The 15,768-nt window shown below is 72.5% G+C and carries 20 protein-coding genes; 13 read left to right on the forward strand and 7 right to left on the reverse strand.

The features are described from left to right. Positions 1-1,029 (reverse strand): ornithine cyclodeaminase, encoded by a 1,029-nt coding sequence (locus BM288_RS07925; protein WP_092917551.1) that lies wholly within the window; start codon positions 1,027-1,029, stop codon positions 1-3. A 150-nt stretch (positions 1,030-1,179) separates the two neighbouring features. Beyond that, complete coding sequence (locus BM288_RS07930) at positions 1,180-1,563, reverse strand: cupin domain-containing protein (protein ID WP_092917553.1); 384 nt, start codon at positions 1,561-1,563, stop codon at positions 1,180-1,182. Positions 1,564-1,609: 46 nt separating this feature from the next. On the opposite strand from BM288_RS07930, the gene BM288_RS07935 reads away from it, so the two are divergent. The 3 genes from BM288_RS07935 to BM288_RS14645 all read left to right on the forward strand — a co-directional run bounded on the left by BM288_RS07935 (position 1,610) and on the right by BM288_RS14645 (position 2,653). Beyond that, positions 1,610-1,939 carry a cupin domain-containing protein gene (locus BM288_RS07935; RefSeq protein WP_092917555.1) on the forward strand — a complete coding sequence of 110 codons (330 nt, stop codon included), beginning with the start codon at positions 1,610-1,612 and terminating at the stop codon, positions 1,937-1,939. Between the two features lie 38 nt (positions 1,940-1,977). Then, entirely contained in the window at positions 1,978-2,397 is a 420-nt protein-coding gene (locus BM288_RS07940) for an IS1096 element passenger TnpR family protein (RefSeq protein WP_092917557.1), read from the forward strand. 121 nt (positions 2,398-2,518) lie between these two features. After that, positions 2,519-2,653, forward strand: a complete 135-nt coding sequence (locus BM288_RS14645) for a hypothetical protein (RefSeq protein WP_318255409.1) — start codon at positions 2,519-2,521, stop codon at positions 2,651-2,653. Positions 2,654-2,753: 100 nt separating this feature from the next. Here BM288_RS14645 and BM288_RS07945 read toward each other — a convergent pair whose 3' ends face one another. Together BM288_RS07945 and BM288_RS07950 are read right to left on the reverse strand one after the other, a co-directional pair. Continuing rightward, the gene (locus BM288_RS07945; protein ID WP_092917559.1) at positions 2,754-3,434 is read right to left on the reverse strand and encodes an SRPBCC family protein; all 681 of its coding nucleotides are present in this window, start codon (positions 3,432-3,434) and stop codon (positions 2,754-2,756) included. A 3-nt stretch (positions 3,435-3,437) separates the two neighbouring features. Then, positions 3,438-3,911 carry an ArsR/SmtB family transcription factor gene (locus BM288_RS07950; protein WP_092917561.1) on the reverse strand — a complete coding sequence of 158 codons (474 nt, stop codon included), beginning with the start codon at positions 3,909-3,911 and terminating at the stop codon, positions 3,438-3,440. Positions 3,912-4,093: 182 nt separating this feature from the next. Between BM288_RS07950 and BM288_RS14475 the strand changes: the two genes are divergently transcribed. The 6 genes from BM288_RS14475 to BM288_RS07975 all read left to right on the forward strand — a co-directional run bounded on the left by BM288_RS14475 (position 4,094) and on the right by BM288_RS07975 (position 8,837). After that, positions 4,094-4,246 carry a hypothetical protein gene (locus BM288_RS14475; RefSeq protein WP_177220302.1) on the forward strand — a complete coding sequence of 51 codons (153 nt, stop codon included), beginning with the start codon at positions 4,094-4,096 and terminating at the stop codon, positions 4,244-4,246. Between the two features lie 2 nt (positions 4,247-4,248). Further along, the gene (locus tag BM288_RS07955) at positions 4,249-4,911 is read left to right on the forward strand and encodes an ArsR/SmtB family transcription factor (protein WP_092917563.1); all 663 of its coding nucleotides are present in this window, start codon (positions 4,249-4,251) and stop codon (positions 4,909-4,911) included. Between the two features lie 140 nt (positions 4,912-5,051). Further along, a complete protein-coding gene (locus tag BM288_RS07960) occupies positions 5,052-6,386 on the forward strand; it encodes an MFS transporter (protein ID WP_092917565.1) in 1,335 nt (444 codons plus the stop codon). A gap of 51 nt (positions 6,387-6,437) precedes the next feature. Further along, entirely contained in the window at positions 6,438-7,217 is a 780-nt protein-coding gene (locus tag BM288_RS07965) for a hypothetical protein (protein ID WP_092917567.1), read from the forward strand. Positions 7,218-7,268: 51 nt separating this feature from the next. Next, a complete protein-coding gene (locus BM288_RS07970; protein WP_092917569.1) occupies positions 7,269-7,769 on the forward strand; it encodes a glutathione peroxidase in 501 nt (166 codons plus the stop codon). A 90-nt stretch (positions 7,770-7,859) separates the two neighbouring features. Beyond that, the gene (locus tag BM288_RS07975; protein ID WP_092917571.1) at positions 7,860-8,837 is read left to right on the forward strand and encodes a hypothetical protein; all 978 of its coding nucleotides are present in this window, start codon (positions 7,860-7,862) and stop codon (positions 8,835-8,837) included. A gap of 27 nt (positions 8,838-8,864) precedes the next feature. On the opposite strand, the gene BM288_RS07980 is transcribed toward BM288_RS07975, so the two are convergent. Both BM288_RS07980 and BM288_RS07985 read right to left on the reverse strand, forming a co-directional pair. Next, positions 8,865-10,025, reverse strand: coding sequence for an acyl-CoA dehydrogenase family protein (locus BM288_RS07980; protein WP_092917573.1), 1,161 nt, complete (start codon positions 10,023-10,025; stop codon positions 8,865-8,867). 9 nt (positions 10,026-10,034) lie between these two features. Continuing rightward, positions 10,035-10,805 (reverse strand): SDR family NAD(P)-dependent oxidoreductase, encoded by a 771-nt coding sequence (locus tag BM288_RS07985; protein WP_092917575.1) that lies wholly within the window; start codon positions 10,803-10,805, stop codon positions 10,035-10,037. Between the two features lie 264 nt (positions 10,806-11,069). Between BM288_RS07985 and BM288_RS07990 the strand changes: the two genes are divergently transcribed. Genes BM288_RS07990 through BM288_RS08000 form a run of 3 tightly spaced genes read left to right on the forward strand, consistent with a single transcriptional unit; the run spans position 11,070 to position 14,272 of the window. Beyond that, a complete protein-coding gene (locus BM288_RS07990; RefSeq protein ID WP_404799688.1) occupies positions 11,070-12,365 on the forward strand; it encodes an acyl-CoA dehydrogenase family protein in 1,296 nt (431 codons plus the stop codon). Positions 12,366-12,392: 27 nt separating this feature from the next. Continuing rightward, positions 12,393-13,478, forward strand: a complete 1,086-nt coding sequence (locus tag BM288_RS07995) for an enoyl-CoA hydratase/isomerase family protein (RefSeq protein WP_092917577.1) — start codon at positions 12,393-12,395, stop codon at positions 13,476-13,478. Between the two features lie 17 nt (positions 13,479-13,495). After that, entirely contained in the window at positions 13,496-14,272 is a 777-nt protein-coding gene (locus BM288_RS08000; RefSeq protein ID WP_092917580.1) for an enoyl-CoA hydratase-related protein, read from the forward strand. A 54-nt stretch (positions 14,273-14,326) separates the two neighbouring features. Here the strand turns inward: BM288_RS08000 and BM288_RS08005 are convergent, their stop codons facing one another. Beyond that, a complete protein-coding gene (locus BM288_RS08005; protein ID WP_092917582.1) occupies positions 14,327-14,860 on the reverse strand; it encodes a MarR family winged helix-turn-helix transcriptional regulator in 534 nt (177 codons plus the stop codon). Positions 14,861-14,938: 78 nt separating this feature from the next. On the opposite strand from BM288_RS08005, the gene BM288_RS08010 reads away from it, so the two are divergent. After that, entirely contained in the window at positions 14,939-15,751 is an 813-nt protein-coding gene (locus BM288_RS08010) for an electron transfer flavoprotein subunit beta/FixA family protein (protein WP_092917585.1), read from the forward strand. Positions 15,752-15,768: the final 17 nt, after the last annotated feature.

The raw sequence follows: 15,768 nt of genomic DNA on the forward strand, positions 1-15,768 counted from the left end.
TCAGCCCACCGGCGAGAGCGAGCCGACCATGCCGAAGAGGTCCTTCGGGTCGTCGGGCGCGGCGACCAGCTCGATCTGCTGCTCGAACTCGCTGCCGGCGGTCACGTCGCGCACGTAGCGCAGCGCTGAGAAGTCCTCGATGGCGAAGCCGACCGAGTCGAACAGCGTGACCTGCGCTGCCGAGGTGCGGCCCGCGGCGGCGCCGGTGAGCACCTCCCACAGCTCGGTGACCGGGAAGTCGGGATCGCGCAGCTGGATCTCGCCCTCGATGCGCGTCTGCGGGGCGAACTCGACGAACACGGCGGCGTCGTCGAGGATCGCCGGGTCGAGCTCGGTCTTGCCCGGGCAGTCGCCGCCGATCGCGTTCAGGTGCACGCCCGGCTCGATGTCGCCGTGCTGCAGCACGGTCGCGTTCTGCTTGTCGGCGGTGCAGGTGGTGATGACGTCGGCGCCGCGCGCGGCCTCGGCGGCGCTCCCGGCGATCGTCACCTCGAAGCCGAGCGGCCGCAAGTTGCGGGCGGCCTTCTCGCTGGCCGCCGGGTCGACGTCGAACAGCCGCAGCCGCTCGATGCCGAGCGCGCTGCGGAAGGCGAGCGCCTGGAACTCGACCTGGCTGCCCGAGCCGATCAGGGCCATGGTCGTCGAGTCGGCGCGGGCGAGCGCGCGGGCGGCGAGCCCAGAGGCGGCGGCGGTGCGCAGCGCCGTCAGGATCGTCATCTCGGCGAGGAAGGTCGGGTAGCCGTTGTGCACGTTCGCGAGCACGCCGAACGCCGTGACCGTCTGGTAGCCGCGCGCCGGGTTCGACGGGTGGCCGTTGACGTACTTGAAGGCGTACTCGTCGCGGTCGGCGATGGGCATCAGCTCGATCACGCCGAAGGGCGTGTGGCTGGCGACGCGCGGCGACTTGTCGAACTCCTGCCAGCGGCGGAAGTCGGCGTCCATGTACTCGATGAGCTCGGCGATGATGCGCTGGGGGCCGGTGGCTGTGGCCCACCGGGCCATGTCGGTGACGTCGACGAAGGCGGTCACAGGATGCTCCGTTCGTAGCGGCTCGGGCGCGGCGGGCGCGTACCTCGCAATCTATCGGCGAGACCGCGCGCGTTTGTGCCCCTGGCGCAAGGGATCAGCGCATTCTGGCGCGTCACGGTCGATCGCTTGCGCGTGGGCGCGCGAGCGGACTCAGTCCGGCCGGCGGCCGATCTGCAGCCCGCTCTTGCGGCGGTGCACGGAGAGGTAGCGCAGGCCCTCGTCGCCGGCCACGACCGCGCGGCTCGAGCGCCGCGGCAGCCAGACGATCGCGCCGGGGGAGAGGGCGATCGCACCTGCGTCGGTGGCGAGCGTGCCCGAGCCCGCGACCACGTGCCAGAGCACGTCCTCCTCCGGCCCGACATGCGGGTCGATGGATGCGCCCGGCGGCACCGCGATCACGTTCGCGTCGAGGTGCCGGGTCGGCTCCGCCAGCCGCCACACCGCCCCGCGCTCGTCGGGGGCTGCGGCGCGCTCGCCGAGAGCACTCGTGTCGGCCAGGACCCTCGGAGACCGGCCGGTCGCATCCGTCGTCATGTCAACGAGGCTAGGCCGAATGGGCGCGGCCGGGCATGCTGGGGACATGGAGCTCGAGAACCTGCCGACGCTCGCCCAGGAGCTGCTCGCCACCGCCCGCGATGCGTCGAGCGGCCGGGCGGCGAGGTCGATCCGCTCGGGCCGCGACGTGCGACTGCGGCAGACGGTGATGGCGCTGCGGCACGGCCGCGGCCTCGACGACCACGTGGCGCCCGGCGAGGCGACGCTGCAGGTGCTCGAGGGGCGCGTGCGGCTGCGATGGGAGGAGCAGGCGGTCGAGCTGGGCGCCGGCGACTGGATCGATCTGCCGGACGCCATGCACGCGCTCGACGCCGAGACGGATGCGGTGATCATGCTCACCGTGGCGGTGCGGTAGCGCTCGACGCGGCCCACGCACCTGCCTACGCTGGCCGCATGGCGAGGCGATGGCAGACGATCGACGTGCAGCTGGTTGGCGGGGCGCACCTGGATGTCGAGCATCCGGCGGGCAGGGCGATGATCTGCCCGACCGGCACCACGTTCGGACAGCTGGCGTTGGCGATCGATGCGGCGTTCGCGCGCTGGGACCTGTCGCACGCGCGCATGTTCGAGCTCGCCGACGGCACGCAGGTGGTGGAGGACGACTGGGCGAGGGAACTCGCTTCCGAGCCCTGGGGTCCGATCCAGCGCACCGCGTCGATGCGCGACCGCGTCAGGCAGCGCCTCGCGGTCGGCGAGCGCTTCGCGTACGTCTTCGACCTCGGCGACGGATGGCGGCACGAGTGCGTCGTCACCGGCTTCGGCGACCCCGCTGGCCGCGGCCAACTCCCGTGTGGGTGGCCCGTGCTGGAATGAGCGAGAAGTGTTCGAGACGGGCTGACTGAGGCCGAGGCGGCGTGCCCCGGATGCTTCGGAGCCGGCGACGAGAGCCGTGGCCGGGACGAGCACCGGAAGAGGCAGCACCATGGCACGCGGAATGCGCACCACCCGTCAGGCCGACCAGCGACAGACGTGGCTGCAGCGCCACACGCTCAGCATCGAAGCCAAGCGGATCATGGAGCATCAGGAGGACCTGCGCAACGAGGTCCGCGGCATGACCCGGCTCATCTGAGCCGCACAGCCGAGAGGCGAGCGGCGGGCCGGCACGCAGCCGGCTCGCCCCTCCTCGTGTCTCGTCCAGCCACGGCTCGCCTCGCAGCGGCGTGCGGCACTCAGCCCTCGTCGCCCTCGCTGCCGCCGGCCGTGCCGGTGTAGAAGCCGAAGGTCGCATCCGCCTGCCGCTGCGCGGCGGCCGCCTCGGTGCCGTTCGCGACCGAGGCCGCGCCCCACGCATCCGCAGCGCCCCGGTAGAACGCCTTGCCCTCGTCGCTCGCGGCCCAGGCCTCGAGCTCGTCGGGCTTCAGGCCGGCGCCCGGCTGGTCTGCCAGGTGCAGCGCGAGCCCCAGCAGGCCGCCGTCCCAGCCCACCCCGGTCGCGCCCGGGCCGAACATCTCGCCCATCTCGGCCGGCACATCCGCGTCGCGCGCGACGTGCTCGAGCTCGAGCCGGGTGCCCTCGCCGGCGGCCGCGAGCCGCACGGTCAGCCACGTCACGCCGCCGCCGAACTCCCACGTCACGCGGTAGCGGGCGGAGTCGCCTGCGGGCGGCTCGCATTCGAGCACCTCGCCGCCGGCATTGCCCTCGAGCTGGTATCGGCCGCCGAGCCGCAGCTCGCCCGACACCGGCATGAACCAGCGCGCGATCCGCTCGGGGTCGGTCACCGCATCCCACACGTCGGCGATCGGCGAGGGGTAGGTCTGCTCGAGCGTCTGCACGCTCGAGGGCTCGCCGTCGATCACCTCGCTGCGCACGCCGCGGCTCACCGCGCCCAGCTGTCCCAGCACATCCACCATCGTCTACTCCTCACTCTCGTTCTCGGCCGCGCCATCGCGACCCTTGCTCTGCTTGCCGTCGTCGGGTGCCTCGGGTGGCCCGGGTGCGTCCGCCGACGCGGTCGCGCGCTTGCGCTTGGCCGCCTCCCGCGCTGCATCTGTCGCCGCCTGCAGCCGGCGCTGCCGGCGGCCGCGGGCGAGCTCGGTATCGAGGGCGGCGAGCTTGGGCATCCAGAACCCGTCGAAGGCGCTCAGCCACTCGCGGGCCTCGCGCGGGCCGGACGGGTCGACGGCGTAGAGCCGCCGCTGCCCCTCTGGCCGCACCGTCGCGAAGCCCTGCTCCCGCAGCACCCGCAGGTGCTGGCTGACGGCGGGCTGGCTGATGCCGAACTCGTCGCCGATCACGGTCGCGATCGCGCCGGCGCTGGCCTCACCGTCGGTGAGCAGCTCGAGGATGCGTCGCCGCACCGGATCGCCGAGGACATCGAGGGCGTGCATGCGCCCATGCTTGCACCGTCGCTTATATAAGTCAAGCGTGAAGCAATCGCAGTCGCAATCGCGCAGGCGCGACACGCCGAAGCAAACCTTTTGAAATAACTCTTGCGAAGCGTGCGCTTTGAAAGTAGTCTTTCAAACGTCGGCACACCAAGACCCGCCGGCCCCGACCGAGGAGGCATCCCATGGGACGCACCAGCCGCATCGCACGCAGCATCGCTGCGGTCGACGCCGCCGTCGAAGAGCGACGCAACCGCACGCGCCTCGAGCGCGACGACTCGCAGCGCTACTACGACCGCGTGCGCGCAGAGCTGAGCATGCAGCGTGGTTTGATCTGAGCATGACCGAGGAGCGGGCGGCGCAGGGCGCCGAGCAGCACACGGGCACCGAAGTCTTCGAGGAGGAGGGTGGCCGCGGGCTGCGCACCGGCGATCCCGCACTGCTGCGGGCGCTCGCGCACCCGCTGCGGGTCGAGATCCTCGCGCTGCTCGACGAGCTGGGCGAGGCCACCGCCACGCAGATCGCCGAGCATGTGGGCGAGAGTCCCTCCAACTGCTCCTTCCACCTGCGCCAGCTCGCCAAAGCCGGCTTCATCGAGCGCGCCGAGGCGAAGGGCACGTCGAAGCCCTGGAAGTCCGCGCACAGCAGCCGCGACCTGCGGCCAGAGCCCGGCAATCCGGAGTCGATGCGCACCTCCGCCGCCATCGCGTCGATGTACGTGCAGCACGAGGCCAACCGCGTGGTCGACTTCCTCGCGCGGCACGGGCTCGGGGACGAGCGCTGGCTGCGCGGCATCACCGTCAACTCCGCGACCATCTATGCAACCCCTGACGAGCTCGCCGCGCTGGCCGAGGCCATTCACCACCTGGTCGACCCGTACGCGGGCCGCAAGGATCCCGCGAAGCGCCCGCCCGGCAGTCGCCGTGCGCACCTGTTCGCCACGCTGAACCCCGACTTCGATCTGCCCGAGACGCCGGCAACGCCGGCGACCGACGCCGAGTAGTCGACGGCCCCACGACGCGCGCCCTCGGCGCGTGCTCCGCGACCGACAGTCGCTGATCCGCGCTGCTCGCTGCCCGCCCCTCGAACACCGAACGCTCGCGCCACCCCGCCACCTCTGCATCAGGACACAGGAGTCCACGCATGACCACCGCATCCGCACGAACCTCGGCCACCAAGGTCAAGCCGCCGTCGCCCCTGCGCCGACCGGCCTACCGCCGCCTGATGGTCGGCTGGTTCGCCACCAACCTCGGCGACAGCGCCCTCTACCTGGTGCTCGCCATCTGGGTGCGCGAGCTGACCGGCTCCGACGCCGCGGGCGCGCTCGTGTTCCTCTTCCTGGGCCTGCCGGCGCTGCTGGCGCCCTGGGCGGGCCAGCTCGCCGACCGCGTGCACCGGCGGCCGCTGCTGATCGTGACCAACCTGGCCACCGCATCCGTGATCCTCACCCTGCTGCTCGTGCAGGGGCCGGGGCAGGTGTGGCTCATCTACGCCGCCACCTTCGGCTACGGCCTCTCGGCCTACGTCACGAGCGCCGCCCAGTCCGGGTTGCTGCGCGACCTGCTGCCCGATGACGAGATCGGCACCGCCAACGGCATCTTCACCTCGATCGACAACGGCATGCGCATCGTCAGCCCGCCGCTGGGGGCCGGCCTGTACGTGCTCGCCGGCCCCTGGTCGGTCGTCGCCGTCAGCGTCGCCGGCTACCTGGTGATGTCGCTGATGCTGCTGACCGTGCGCATCGAGGAGTCGGCGCCCGAGCCGCGCGGCGAGGGCGAGAGCTACTGGCACGAGGTCTCCGCCGGCTTCCGCGAGCTGCTGCGCGACCCGCTGCTGCGGCTGCTGACGATCGCCGCTGCGGCCGGCTTCGGCCTCACCGGCATCCTGAACGCGACGATCTTCCCGCTCATCGAGCACGGGCTGCAGGCCGGCCCCGCCGCGCTCGGTCCCGCCCAGGCCATCCAGGGCGTCGCGGCGCTCGCCGGTGGCCTCCTCTCGGCGATGCTGCTGCGCCGGCTGGGGGAGCGGAAGCTCTTCGCCTGGGGCATGACGCTGGTCGCGATCGGCTCGTTCGCCGCCTGGGCGATCGTGCAGTGGCCGCTGCCGGAGGAGTGGATGCGCTGGGCCGGCATCGCGCTCGTGCAGTGGCCGATCGGCTTCGGCGTGCCGTGGGTCGTCGTCGGCCTGTCGACGCTGCGCATGCGGCTGGTGCCGCGCCGCCTGCAGGGCCGCACCTCGGCGGCGATGAACGTCTCGATCAACGTGCCGCAGATGCTCTTCCTCGCCGCCGCGACCGCCGCCATGGTGTTCATCGACTTCCGCTGGCTGCTGCTGGTGGCCGCGGTCGGCATCGCCGCAGCGGCCGTCGCCGTCTGGGTCGGGCGCGGACTCGACCCGGACACGGCGGATGGGTCGGGTGCCGCATCGACGCACGTCGCGGATGCGTCGGCGCACGACGCGCGTCCGACCAGCGGATGATTCGCGGGCCGGTCGTGCCCGCGAACGACCCGCGCCTGCCATGGTCGGGGCATGGGCACTCGTCGAGCCGCGCCCGCGGCGCTCTTCTCGCTCGCGGCGATCGGGCTGGTCGCGGCCGTCATGACCGGCTGCACACTGCTGAGCCCGGCCTCGCCGACCAGCACGGTCACCGATGCGAGCGGCCGGCAGGTGACGCTCGACTGGGCGGACTATCCGGCCGACGCCTGGCTGGATCCCGCCGAAGTGCTCGCCGCGCCGCGCGCTGAGCAGGCCGCGGCCGAGGGCGACGCGCTGATCGCCGAGCTGCAGTCCGCGATCGACGCCGCCGTGCCAGGCCTCGCGTGGGAGCGCGGGCCCGAGGGCGGTCTCTACCCGAGCGCCGAGAACGGCTACGGCGGCCGCAGCCTGCACCAGACGCTCAACTCGCAGGAGGCATCCACCGCGCCGCCCGAGGACTGGCCGACGCTCGTCGCCGCCATCGAGGCGGCGCTCGCCGAGCACGGCTACGGGCCGGTCGCGTGGGACTACGAGCGCGAGCCCTGGGGTCACGAGACGGTCGCCGAGCGCGACGCCGACGTGCGCGAGGTGCACGGCTCGCTCGACCCCGGCCAGATGTGGCAGTGGATGGGCAACGCCGACAGCGGCAGCATGTGGGTGTCCGTCATCCTGGTCGATCCCGAGCGCGGCGTCGGCGGCCCGGCCGATGCCGAGCCGGTGCTCGCGCTGATGGCCGGCGGCACCGTGATCGCGGCGGCCGACGAGCAGGCATACCGCGACGGCATCGCGCCGTTCGCCGGCCTCGAGCTGCCCGAGGAGTCCCACCCGAGCTGACGGATGCGCGTGGCTCGGCAGACGGATAGCAAGCCCTGACAGCATGAAGGCATGACGAAGCTCAGCGACTTCCAGGCACAGGCACTCACCGGCGGCGAGCTCGATCTCGCCGCGACCGACGGTAAGGTGGTGCTGGTGGTGAACACCGCCACCGAGTGCGGTTTCGCCAGCCAGTTCCCGGCCCTCGAGCAGCTCTGGCAGGAACTCGAGCCGCAGGGGCTCGTGGTGCTCGGCTTCCCGTCGAACCAGTTCGGCGGCCAGGAGCCCGGATCCTCCGAGCAGATCGCCGAGGTGTGCGAGCGCAACTTCGGCGTCAGCTTCCCGCTCGCGGCCAAGATCGACGTCAACGGCCCCGACACGCACCCGATCTACCAGTGGCTGAAGAACGAGAAGAAGGGCATGATCGGCGGCGCCATCAAGTGGAACTTCACGAAGTTCCTGATCGGCCGCGACGGCACCGTGCTCGAGCGCTACGCCTCCGCGAAGGCGCCCGCGGACATCCGCGCGGACATCGAGCGCGCGCTGGCCGAGCCCGGAGTCGCCGCGGCCTGACGGCGCGCGGGCGCTCTGGCGGGTTGAGCGACCCGGATCCGGAGGGAAACCCCCGGGTGTCGTGCGGTCGAGCGCTCTAGCGTGGAGGCCATGACGGTCCCCAACCCGAACCCCTACGCCCAGCAGCCGGGCCAGCCGGTGCAGAACCCCGCGCCCGGCTACGCCGGCGGCCTGCCGCCGCAGCCGTTCGCGCAGGACCCTGCCTTCCAGCCGCAGCGGTACCCGCAGGATCCGGGCATGCAGCAGCAGCCCTACCCGCAGCCCTACGCGCAGCAGCAGCCGTACGTGCCGCCGGTCTACGACGCCGGCCCGCCGCGGCCCCCGCGCCCGAAGCTCACCAAGGCCGCCGCCCACCGCGCCCGGCTCGCCGGCGGCATCGGCGGCGGCATCACCTGGCTCGGGCTCGGCATCACGCAGCTGGCCGCCATCTTCCTGCTGCTGCCGGCGATCGTGGGCGCCGTCGTCTACGGCATCGGCTTCGCCCTCGCGCAGGACGGCACCAGCGCGACCGCAGACGTCTGGGGCCAGACGCTCGCCTGGCTCGGCAGCCCGTGGGGCATCGTCATCGCGATCGGCATCCCGGCCGGCATCGTGATCGCGCTGCTCGGCCTGTGGATCAGCACGCGCATGCTGCGCCACCCGGGGCTGCGCCGCCCCGTCGGCGTCACCTGGGCGGGCTTCGGCATCGCCGTCGCGGCGACCGTGCTGCTGTCGGGCTTCGGCTCGCTGACGCTGCCGTTCTTCGGCGGCCTCCCCTTCGGCGACGGCGCTGACTTCGACCCCGGCGACTTCGGCCCGGGCGGCGTCGACCCCGGCACGATGGATCAGGCGGAGGCGCAGGAGTGGCTGCTCGAGGGCGGTGCGGGCGTGCTCGAGCAGTTCGCCGACCCGGGCGTGCTGCTGGGCGTCCTCGGCCCCTGGATCGCGCTCGGGCAATTGCTGGCGCTCATCGTGCCGATCGCCGTGAGCGTGTTCACCTGGTGGTGGATGGCGCACGCGATGCGGCCGGCGACCACCGACGCCACGGACGCCGAGGCGGCGGACGCGAGCACCGCATCCGCCGCCTGAGGCCACCGCTGCCGCGGTGGAGCGCGCCTACTTCTTCGCGCGCTTCGCGATGTCGCGGGCGATGATCTCCTTCATGATCTCGGTCGTGCCGCCGTAGATCGTCTGCACGCGCGAGTCGCGGAAGGCGCGCGCGATCGGGTACTCCTCCATGAAGCCGTAGCCGCCGTGCAGCTGCAGGCTCTTCGTGATCACCCGCTGCTCGAGCTCGGTCGCCCACCACTTCGCCTTCGAGGCATCCGCGGTCGTCAGGTGACCCTCGTTGAGCGCCAGGATGCTGCGCTCGATGTAGGCGCGCGTGACGTCGAGCTCGGTCTCGAGCTCGGCGAGCGTGAACCGCACCGTCGGCAGGTCGCCGACCAGGCCACCGAAGGCCTTGCGCTGGAAGGCGTAGTCGCGGCCCCAGGTGTAGGCGGCCTCGGCAGACGAGAGCGCGCCGCCGGCGATCGAGAGGCGCTCGCGCGGCAGCCGCTCCATCATGGCGATCAGGCCCATGCCGACCTCTCCGACCCGGTTGGCGTCGGGCACCCGCACATCCTTGAAGAACAGCTCCGCGGTGTCCTGCGAGTGCAGGCCGAGCTTGTCGAGCTTGCGGCCGCGCTCGAAGCCGGCCATGCCGTTCTCGACCAGGAAGAGGGTGAAGCCGCGCGAGCCGGCCTCCGGGTCGGTGCGGGCGAACACGACCACCTTGTCGGCGTGGAAGCCGTTGGTGATGAACGTCTTCGAGCCGTTGAGCACCCATCCGTCGCCCGAGCGCACCGCGTTCGTGCGGATGCCCTGCAGGTCGCTGCCGGCGTCGGGCTCGGTCATGCCGATCGCGCCGATCGAGGTGCCGGCGGCCATCGGCGGCAGCCACGTCGCGAGCTGCTCGGGCGTGCCGAGGTCGATCAGGTACGACAGCACGATGTCGTCGTGCACGCCGAAGGTGGCGTTGACGGAAGCGGCGCCGACCTTCGAGAGCTCCTCGCTGATGATCATGCGGAAGCGGTAGTCGTCGATCTCCATGCCGCCGTACTGCTCGGGGATCGCGAGCCCGACCATCCCGGCCTCGCCCATCTGGCGGTAGAGATCGGGGTCGGTGAGGCCCTCGGCCTCCCACGTCGCCAGGTTCGGCGCGATGTTGCGGGCGGTGAACTCGCGGACGGTCTCGCGGAACGCCTCGTGGTCCTCGTCGTAGAAGGTGGAACGCATCTCGATCTCCTATCGGGCTTGCATGCGGATGGCACCGTCGAGCCGGATGGTCTCGCCGTTGAGCATGGGGTTGGCGACGATCTGCGTCACCAGCAGTGCGAACTCGGATGGGTCGCCGAGCCGGGCGGGGTGCGGCACCTGGGCGCCGAGCGAGTCGCGCGCCTCCTGCGGCAGCGCTGCGAGCATGGGGGTGGCAAACAGCCCGGGCGCGATCGCGTTGACGCGGATCTGGCTGGCGGCGAGCTCGCGGGCGATCGGCAGGGTCATGCCGACGACCGCGGCCTTCGACGCCGAGTAGGCGGCCTGCCCGATCTGGCCGTCGAAGGCGGCGACGGATGCGGTGGAGACGATCACGCCGCGCTCCTCCCCGCCGGGGCCGCCGACGGGCTCGAGCTTCGCCATCCGCTCGGCGGCGAGCCGGATGACGTTGAACGTGCCGACCAGGTTGATGTCGACGACGCGCTGGAAGGTCTCGAGCGCGAAGGGGCCCGAGCGGCCGACGACCTTCGCCGCGTCGGCGACGCCGGCGCAGTTCACGACCAGCCGCAGCGCTCCGCGCGCCCCTGCCGCGTCGAGCGCGGCGGCCACCTGCGCCTCGTCGCGCACGTCGGCGGCCACGAAGGTGACGCCCTCGCGCTCGGCGACGGCGTCGGCCGCGGGGGTGCCGCCGAGATCGATGACGACCACGTGCGCCCCCAGCGCCAGCAGCGCCTCGGTGGTGGCGAGGCCCAGCCCCGATGCTCCACCGGTGACGAGCGCCACCTGTCCGTTCATGTCCATCTGTGCTCCATTGCCTCGTGCCGGTCGTGCCTCGTGCCGGTACTGCCTCGTGCCGGGCGCTGTCGACGCCCGACCGTATCTCGCGCCCCCGTCGCCTCGTCCCGCCCTGTGGATCTCAACGTGTCAGGTGGTCGCTCAGCGCGACTATTCCGTCGAGCAGACACAGGACACGTTGAGATTTCCGCGTGGCTGGCGTGCCGTGCTCCCAGGATGGTAGATATGTGGATGTCCATGCAACTGCGTGGATGACAAGGATTCGCGCAGGTGCGCACAGCGACACGCGACGAAGGGGTCGAGCGCTTGACCATGACCATGCCGAGCCGTACCGAGATGAACCGCAGCGAGGCGGGCCAGAGCGAGGCCGGCGCCAGCCAGCCGAGCCAGGGCCTGAGCCCCACGAGCGCCGAGGAGCGCGCAGCGCTCGTCGAGGCGGTGCGCGACTTCGCCGATGCGCGCCTCGCACCCTTCGCGAACCAGCGCGACGCCGACCACGAGTTCCCCGTCGACACCCTCCGCGAGGCCGGCCAGCTCGGCCTCGGCGCCATCTGCGTGCGCGAGGACGTCGGCGGCTCGGGCCTCAGCCGGCTCGACGCGATCGCCATCTACGAGGAGCTCGCGCGCGGCGACATCGCCGTCGCCACCTACATCTCCATCCACAACATGGTGGTCGGCATGATCGACGCCGAGGGCACCGACGAGCAGCGCCGCCGCTGGCTGCCGCAGCTGACCGACATGGCCGAGCTCGCGAGCTACTGCCTCACCGAGCCCGGCGCCGGCTCCGACGCCGCCGCGGTCGCCACCACTGCCGTGCGCGACGGCGACGACTACGTGCTCAGCGGCACGAAGCAGTTCATCTCCGGCGCCGGCACCTCCGCGGTCTACGTCGTGATGGCCCGCACCGGGCTGACCGATGATGGCGGCGTCGACCCGGCCAAGCGCGGATCGCGCGGCATGACCGCCTTCGTCGTGCCCGCATCCGCCCCCGGCCTCTCCTTCGGCGCCGAGGAGCGGAAGATGGGCTGGCACGCGCAGCCCACCCGCGCGGTCGTGCTCGACGGCGTGCGGGTGCCGGCGAGCGATCGACTCGGCGAGGAGGGCGAGGGCTTCGGCATCGCCATGCGCGGCCTCAACGGCGGGCGCTTGGGCATCGCAGCCGCCTCGATCGGCGGCGCGCAGTTCGCGCTCGAGCGCACCGTCGCGTACGTCAAGGAGCGCGCCACCTTCGGGCAGCCGCTCGCCACCCGCCAGCACGTGCAGTTCGAGCTCGCCGACATGGAGACCGAGCTGCAGGCCGCCCGCGCGCTGCTCGAGCGCGCCGCCGCCAAGCTCGACGCGAAGGCGCCCGACGCCCCCGTCGCCTGCGCGATGGCCAAGCGATTCGCCACCGACGCCGGCTTCCGGGTCGCCGACCAGGCGCTGCAGCTGCACGGCGGCTACGGCTACCTGCACGAGTACGGCATCGAGCGGGTCGTGCGCGACCTGCGTGTGCACCGCATTCTCGAGGGATCGAACGAGATGATGCGCATGATCGTCGGGCGCGCGCTGCTCGGCGAGCGATAGATCTTGAGACGGTACTGACAGGGAGCCATGTCGAACATCACCACCGAGGTCCGCGGCGCGCTGGGCGTCGTCACCCTCGACCGCCCGGAGGCCCTCAACGCGCTCACCCACGCGATGGTGATGGAGATGGCGGATGCGCTGCGCGCGTTCGCCGCGGACGACGCGGTCGAGCGCGTGCTCATCACGGGCGCGGGGGAGCGAGCCCTGTGCGCCGGCGGCGACGTGGTCTCGCTGCACGCCGACGTGCAGTCCACCCGCGGGCAGGGGGCCGCCCGCTTCTGGCGCGACGAGTACACGCTCAACGCGCAGATCGCGCGCTTCCCGAAGCCGGTGGTGGCGCTGCAGCACGGCATCGTGCTGGGCGGCGGCGTCGGCGTCTCCGGCCACGCGAGCCACCGCGTCGTGACCGACTCGACGCGCATCGGTTTCCCCGAGGTGACGATCGGCTTCGTGCCCGACGTCGGCGCCACCTGGCTGCTGACCCGCCGGCGCGGCGAGCTCGGCACGCGCGCCGCCCTCACCGGCGACCACTTCGGCGCCGCCGACGCCATCGCGCTGGGGCTCGCCGACAGCTACGTGCCGGCCGATCGCCTGGCCGAGCTCGTCTCTCTGCTGGAGACGACGCATCCGGATGCCGCGATCGAGCAGCTCGCGGCCCCCGCACCTGCCGGTTCGCTGGTCGCGGCGCGGCCGATGATCGACCAAGCCTTCGCCGGCGACGACCCGCGGGCGATCCTCGAGCGACTGCGCGCGGCCGGCAAGGAGGGCGCGGCGATCGCCGAGACGATCGAGCGCCGCTCGCCGTTCGCCGTCGCCGTGACGCTCGCCGCGCTGCGCCGCGCCCGCGGGCTGCGCTCGCTCGAGGAGGCGCTCGTGCAGGAGTACCGCGTCTCGCGGCACACCGCGCTCGCGGCCGACTTCAGCGAGGGCGTGCGCGCGCAGCTGATCGACAAGGACCGCAGCCCGAAGTGGACGCCGTCCTCGCTCGCGGGCGTCACGCCTGCCATGGTGGAGGCGTGCTTCGCGCCGGTGCCCGGTGGCGACCTCGAGCTGCCGCAGCCGGGCCGACCCGCCGCGGCGCACCGGGTGCAGCCGCAGCCCGACCAGATCTAGCGACCACAGGAGTCCGCATGACCGAGTACGAGACCATCCGCGTCGAGCGCCGGGGCCGCGTCGCCTGGATCACCCTCGACCGCCCCGAGGCGCTCAACGCGCTCAACGCCCAGCTCATGCACGAGCTCGTCGACGCGGCGACCTCGCTGGATGCCGATGACGCGATCGGCGCGATCGTGGTGACCGGCAGCGAGAAGGCCTTCGCCGCCGGCGCCGACATCAAGGAGATGGCGTCGAAGACGACCGCCGAGATGCGCGACGCGAACCACTTCGGGCCCTGGCTCGAGTTCGCGCGCGTCAAGAAGCCGGTGATCGCCGTGGTCTCGGGCTACGCGCTCGGCGGCGGGTTCGAGCTGGCGCTCATGTGCGATGTCATCCTGGCGAGCGACAGCGCGACGTTCGGCTTCCCCGAGATCGGGCTGGGCGTGATCCCGGGCATCGGCGGCACGCAGCGCATCCTGCGCATCGTCGGCTACCCGAAGGCTGCGGAGCTCGTGCTCACCGGCCGCCGCATCGATGCGGCCGAGGCGGAGCGACAAGGCATCGTCTCGCGCGTCGTCCCGGCGGCCGAGCTGCTGACGCAGACCGAGGAGCTGGCGGCCGCGATCGCGAACAAGTCGCTGCCGGCGCTGGTGGCGGCGAAGGCCGCGCTCGACGGCGCGCTGGAGACCGGCCTGGAGGCCGGTCTCGCGCTCGAGGCCGAGCAGTTCACAGCGCTGTTCGACACCGCCGATCAGAAAGAGGGGATGGCGGCCTTCCGTGAGAAGCGCGAGCCCGACTTCACGCACCGGTAGCCCGCTGGTCGAGGAGCGCCCGGGCGCAGCCCGGACGCGTCACGAGACCATGAGCTACAGCGGCTCCGCCACCGGCCGCGGGTCCTCGAAGTCGCCCGAGCGCTTCCGCAGCAGCGCGATGATGCGCACCAGCTCTGCCAGCTCCTCGTCCTCGAGCCCGGTGGCGGTGAACGCCTCGTCGTTGAGCGCGACCGTGGCCCGCTCGACCAGCTCGCGCCCCGCATCCGTGATCGCCAGCACCGTCGCCCGGCCGTCGGTCGGGTGCGGCTCGCGCGTGACCAGCTCGGCGCGCACGAGCCGGTCGACGGTGCTCGTCACGCTCGTCGGGTGCACCTGCAGGCGCCGCACCGCCGACTTCATCGGCATGCGCCCCTCGCGGGTGAACGCCAGCAGCCGCAGCACCTCGAAGCGCGCGAACGACAGCGCGAACGGCCGCAGCACCGACTCGACCCGCGCCTCCAGCAGCTGCTGTGCACGGTTGACGGAGGTCACGAGCGTCATGCCCGGCGCCGCATCCGCCCAGCCGTTCTCGAGCCACTGGCGGCGGGCCTCGGCGATCGGGTCGAGCGTCTCTCGCCTCGCGCTCATGGCATCCTCCTCATACGGAATCACCGTAGCGCCCGCGCTCGTGCCCACCGCTCCGATCACGAAGAAGGGAGCCCGCCGATGAAGATCGTCGTGCTCGTCAAGCCCGTCCCCGACACCTACGGCGACCGGGTGCTCAACCTCGAGACCGGCCTCGCCGATCGCGCCGCGAGCGAGACCGTGCTCGACGAGATCACCGAGCGCGCGCTCGAGGCGGTCATCCGGCACGCCGAGGAGTCGGCGAAGTCCGGCGCCGGCGACGTCGAGGTGATCGCGATGACGATGGCGCCCGCCGAGTCGCAGTCGACGCTGCGCAAGGCGCTCGCCATGGGCGCCGCTTCTGCCGTGCACGTCGCCGACGAGCGGCTCGCCGGCGCCGACCTGGTGCGCACCGCCGAGGTGCTCGCCGCAGCGCTGCGCCGCGCGGGCGCCGACCTGATCGTGGCCGGCAACGGCTCGACCGACGGCAGCGGCGGCGTCATGCCGTCGATGCTCGCCGAGCTGCTCGAGCTGCCCGCGGCGACGCGACTCGAGACGCTCGAGATCACGGCGGATGCGGTGCGCGGCACCCGCGAGACCGATGGCGGCACGATGACGGTCACCGCGGCACTGCCGGCGGTCGTCTCCGTCACCGAGCGCATGCCCGACCCGCGCTTCCCGGCGCTGAAGGGCATCATGGGCGCGAAGAAGAAGCCGCTCGAGGTGCTCACGCTCGACGACCTCGGCGCGGAGCTCGAGGCCCTCGGCGTCGAGCTCGACGAGACCGCATCCGCGCGATCGATCATGGTCGCCGCCACGCAGCGCCCCGCGCGCGAGGCGGGCGAGATCATCACCGACGACGGCACCGCGGGGGAGCGGATCGCCGCCTTCCTCGCCGACCGGCGACTGGCCTGAGGAGCACCGAGATGACC

This window comes from Agrococcus baldri, from assembly GCA_900114805.1.
GTDB classification, from domain to species: Bacteria; Actinomycetota; Actinomycetes; order Actinomycetales; family Microbacteriaceae; genus Agrococcus; species Agrococcus baldri.

What these genes read in the sequence shown, in the direction of transcription:
- BM288_RS07975 (WP_092917571.1), top strand. Translation starts at nt 7,860, where the DNA reads ATGACGGTCCCCAACCCGAACCCCTACGCCCAGCAGCCGGGCCAGCCG.
- BM288_RS07940 (WP_092917557.1), top strand. Translation starts at nt 1,978, where the DNA reads ATGGCGAGGCGATGGCAGACGATCGACGTGCAGCTGGTTGGCGGGGCG.
- BM288_RS07965 (WP_092917567.1), top strand. Translation starts at nt 6,438, where the DNA reads ATGGGCACTCGTCGAGCCGCGCCCGCGGCGCTCTTCTCGCTCGCGGCG.
- BM288_RS07970 (WP_092917569.1), top strand. Translation starts at nt 7,269, where the DNA reads ATGACGAAGCTCAGCGACTTCCAGGCACAGGCACTCACCGGCGGCGAG.
- BM288_RS07930 (WP_092917553.1), bottom strand. Translation starts at nt 1,563, where the DNA reads ATGACGACGGATGCGACCGGCCGGTCTCCGAGGGTCCTGGCCGACACG.
- BM288_RS07955 (WP_092917563.1), top strand. Translation starts at nt 4,249, where the DNA reads ATGACCGAGGAGCGGGCGGCGCAGGGCGCCGAGCAGCACACGGGCACC.
- BM288_RS07950 (WP_092917561.1), bottom strand. Translation starts at nt 3,911, where the DNA reads ATGCACGCCCTCGATGTCCTCGGCGATCCGGTGCGGCGACGCATCCTC.
- BM288_RS14645 (WP_318255409.1), top strand. Translation starts at nt 2,519, where the DNA reads ATGCGCACCACCCGTCAGGCCGACCAGCGACAGACGTGGCTGCAGCGC.
- BM288_RS07980 (WP_092917573.1), bottom strand. Translation starts at nt 10,025, where the DNA reads ATGCGTTCCACCTTCTACGACGAGGACCACGAGGCGTTCCGCGAGACC.
- BM288_RS07945 (WP_092917559.1), bottom strand. Translation starts at nt 3,434, where the DNA reads ATGGTGGATGTGCTGGGACAGCTGGGCGCGGTGAGCCGCGGCGTGCGC.
- BM288_RS08000 (WP_092917580.1), top strand. Translation starts at nt 13,496, where the DNA reads ATGACCGAGTACGAGACCATCCGCGTCGAGCGCCGGGGCCGCGTCGCC.
- BM288_RS14475 (WP_177220302.1), top strand. Translation starts at nt 4,094, where the DNA reads ATGGGACGCACCAGCCGCATCGCACGCAGCATCGCTGCGGTCGACGCC.
- BM288_RS07935 (WP_092917555.1), top strand. Translation starts at nt 1,610, where the DNA reads ATGGAGCTCGAGAACCTGCCGACGCTCGCCCAGGAGCTGCTCGCCACC.
- BM288_RS07960 (WP_092917565.1), top strand. Translation starts at nt 5,052, where the DNA reads ATGACCACCGCATCCGCACGAACCTCGGCCACCAAGGTCAAGCCGCCG.
- BM288_RS08010 (WP_092917585.1), top strand. Translation starts at nt 14,939, where the DNA reads ATGAAGATCGTCGTGCTCGTCAAGCCCGTCCCCGACACCTACGGCGAC.
- BM288_RS08005 (WP_092917582.1), bottom strand. Translation starts at nt 14,860, where the DNA reads ATGAGCGCGAGGCGAGAGACGCTCGACCCGATCGCCGAGGCCCGCCGC.
- BM288_RS07995 (WP_092917577.1), top strand. Translation starts at nt 12,393, where the DNA reads ATGTCGAACATCACCACCGAGGTCCGCGGCGCGCTGGGCGTCGTCACC.
- BM288_RS07985 (WP_092917575.1), bottom strand. Translation starts at nt 10,805, where the DNA reads ATGGACATGAACGGACAGGTGGCGCTCGTCACCGGTGGAGCATCGGGG.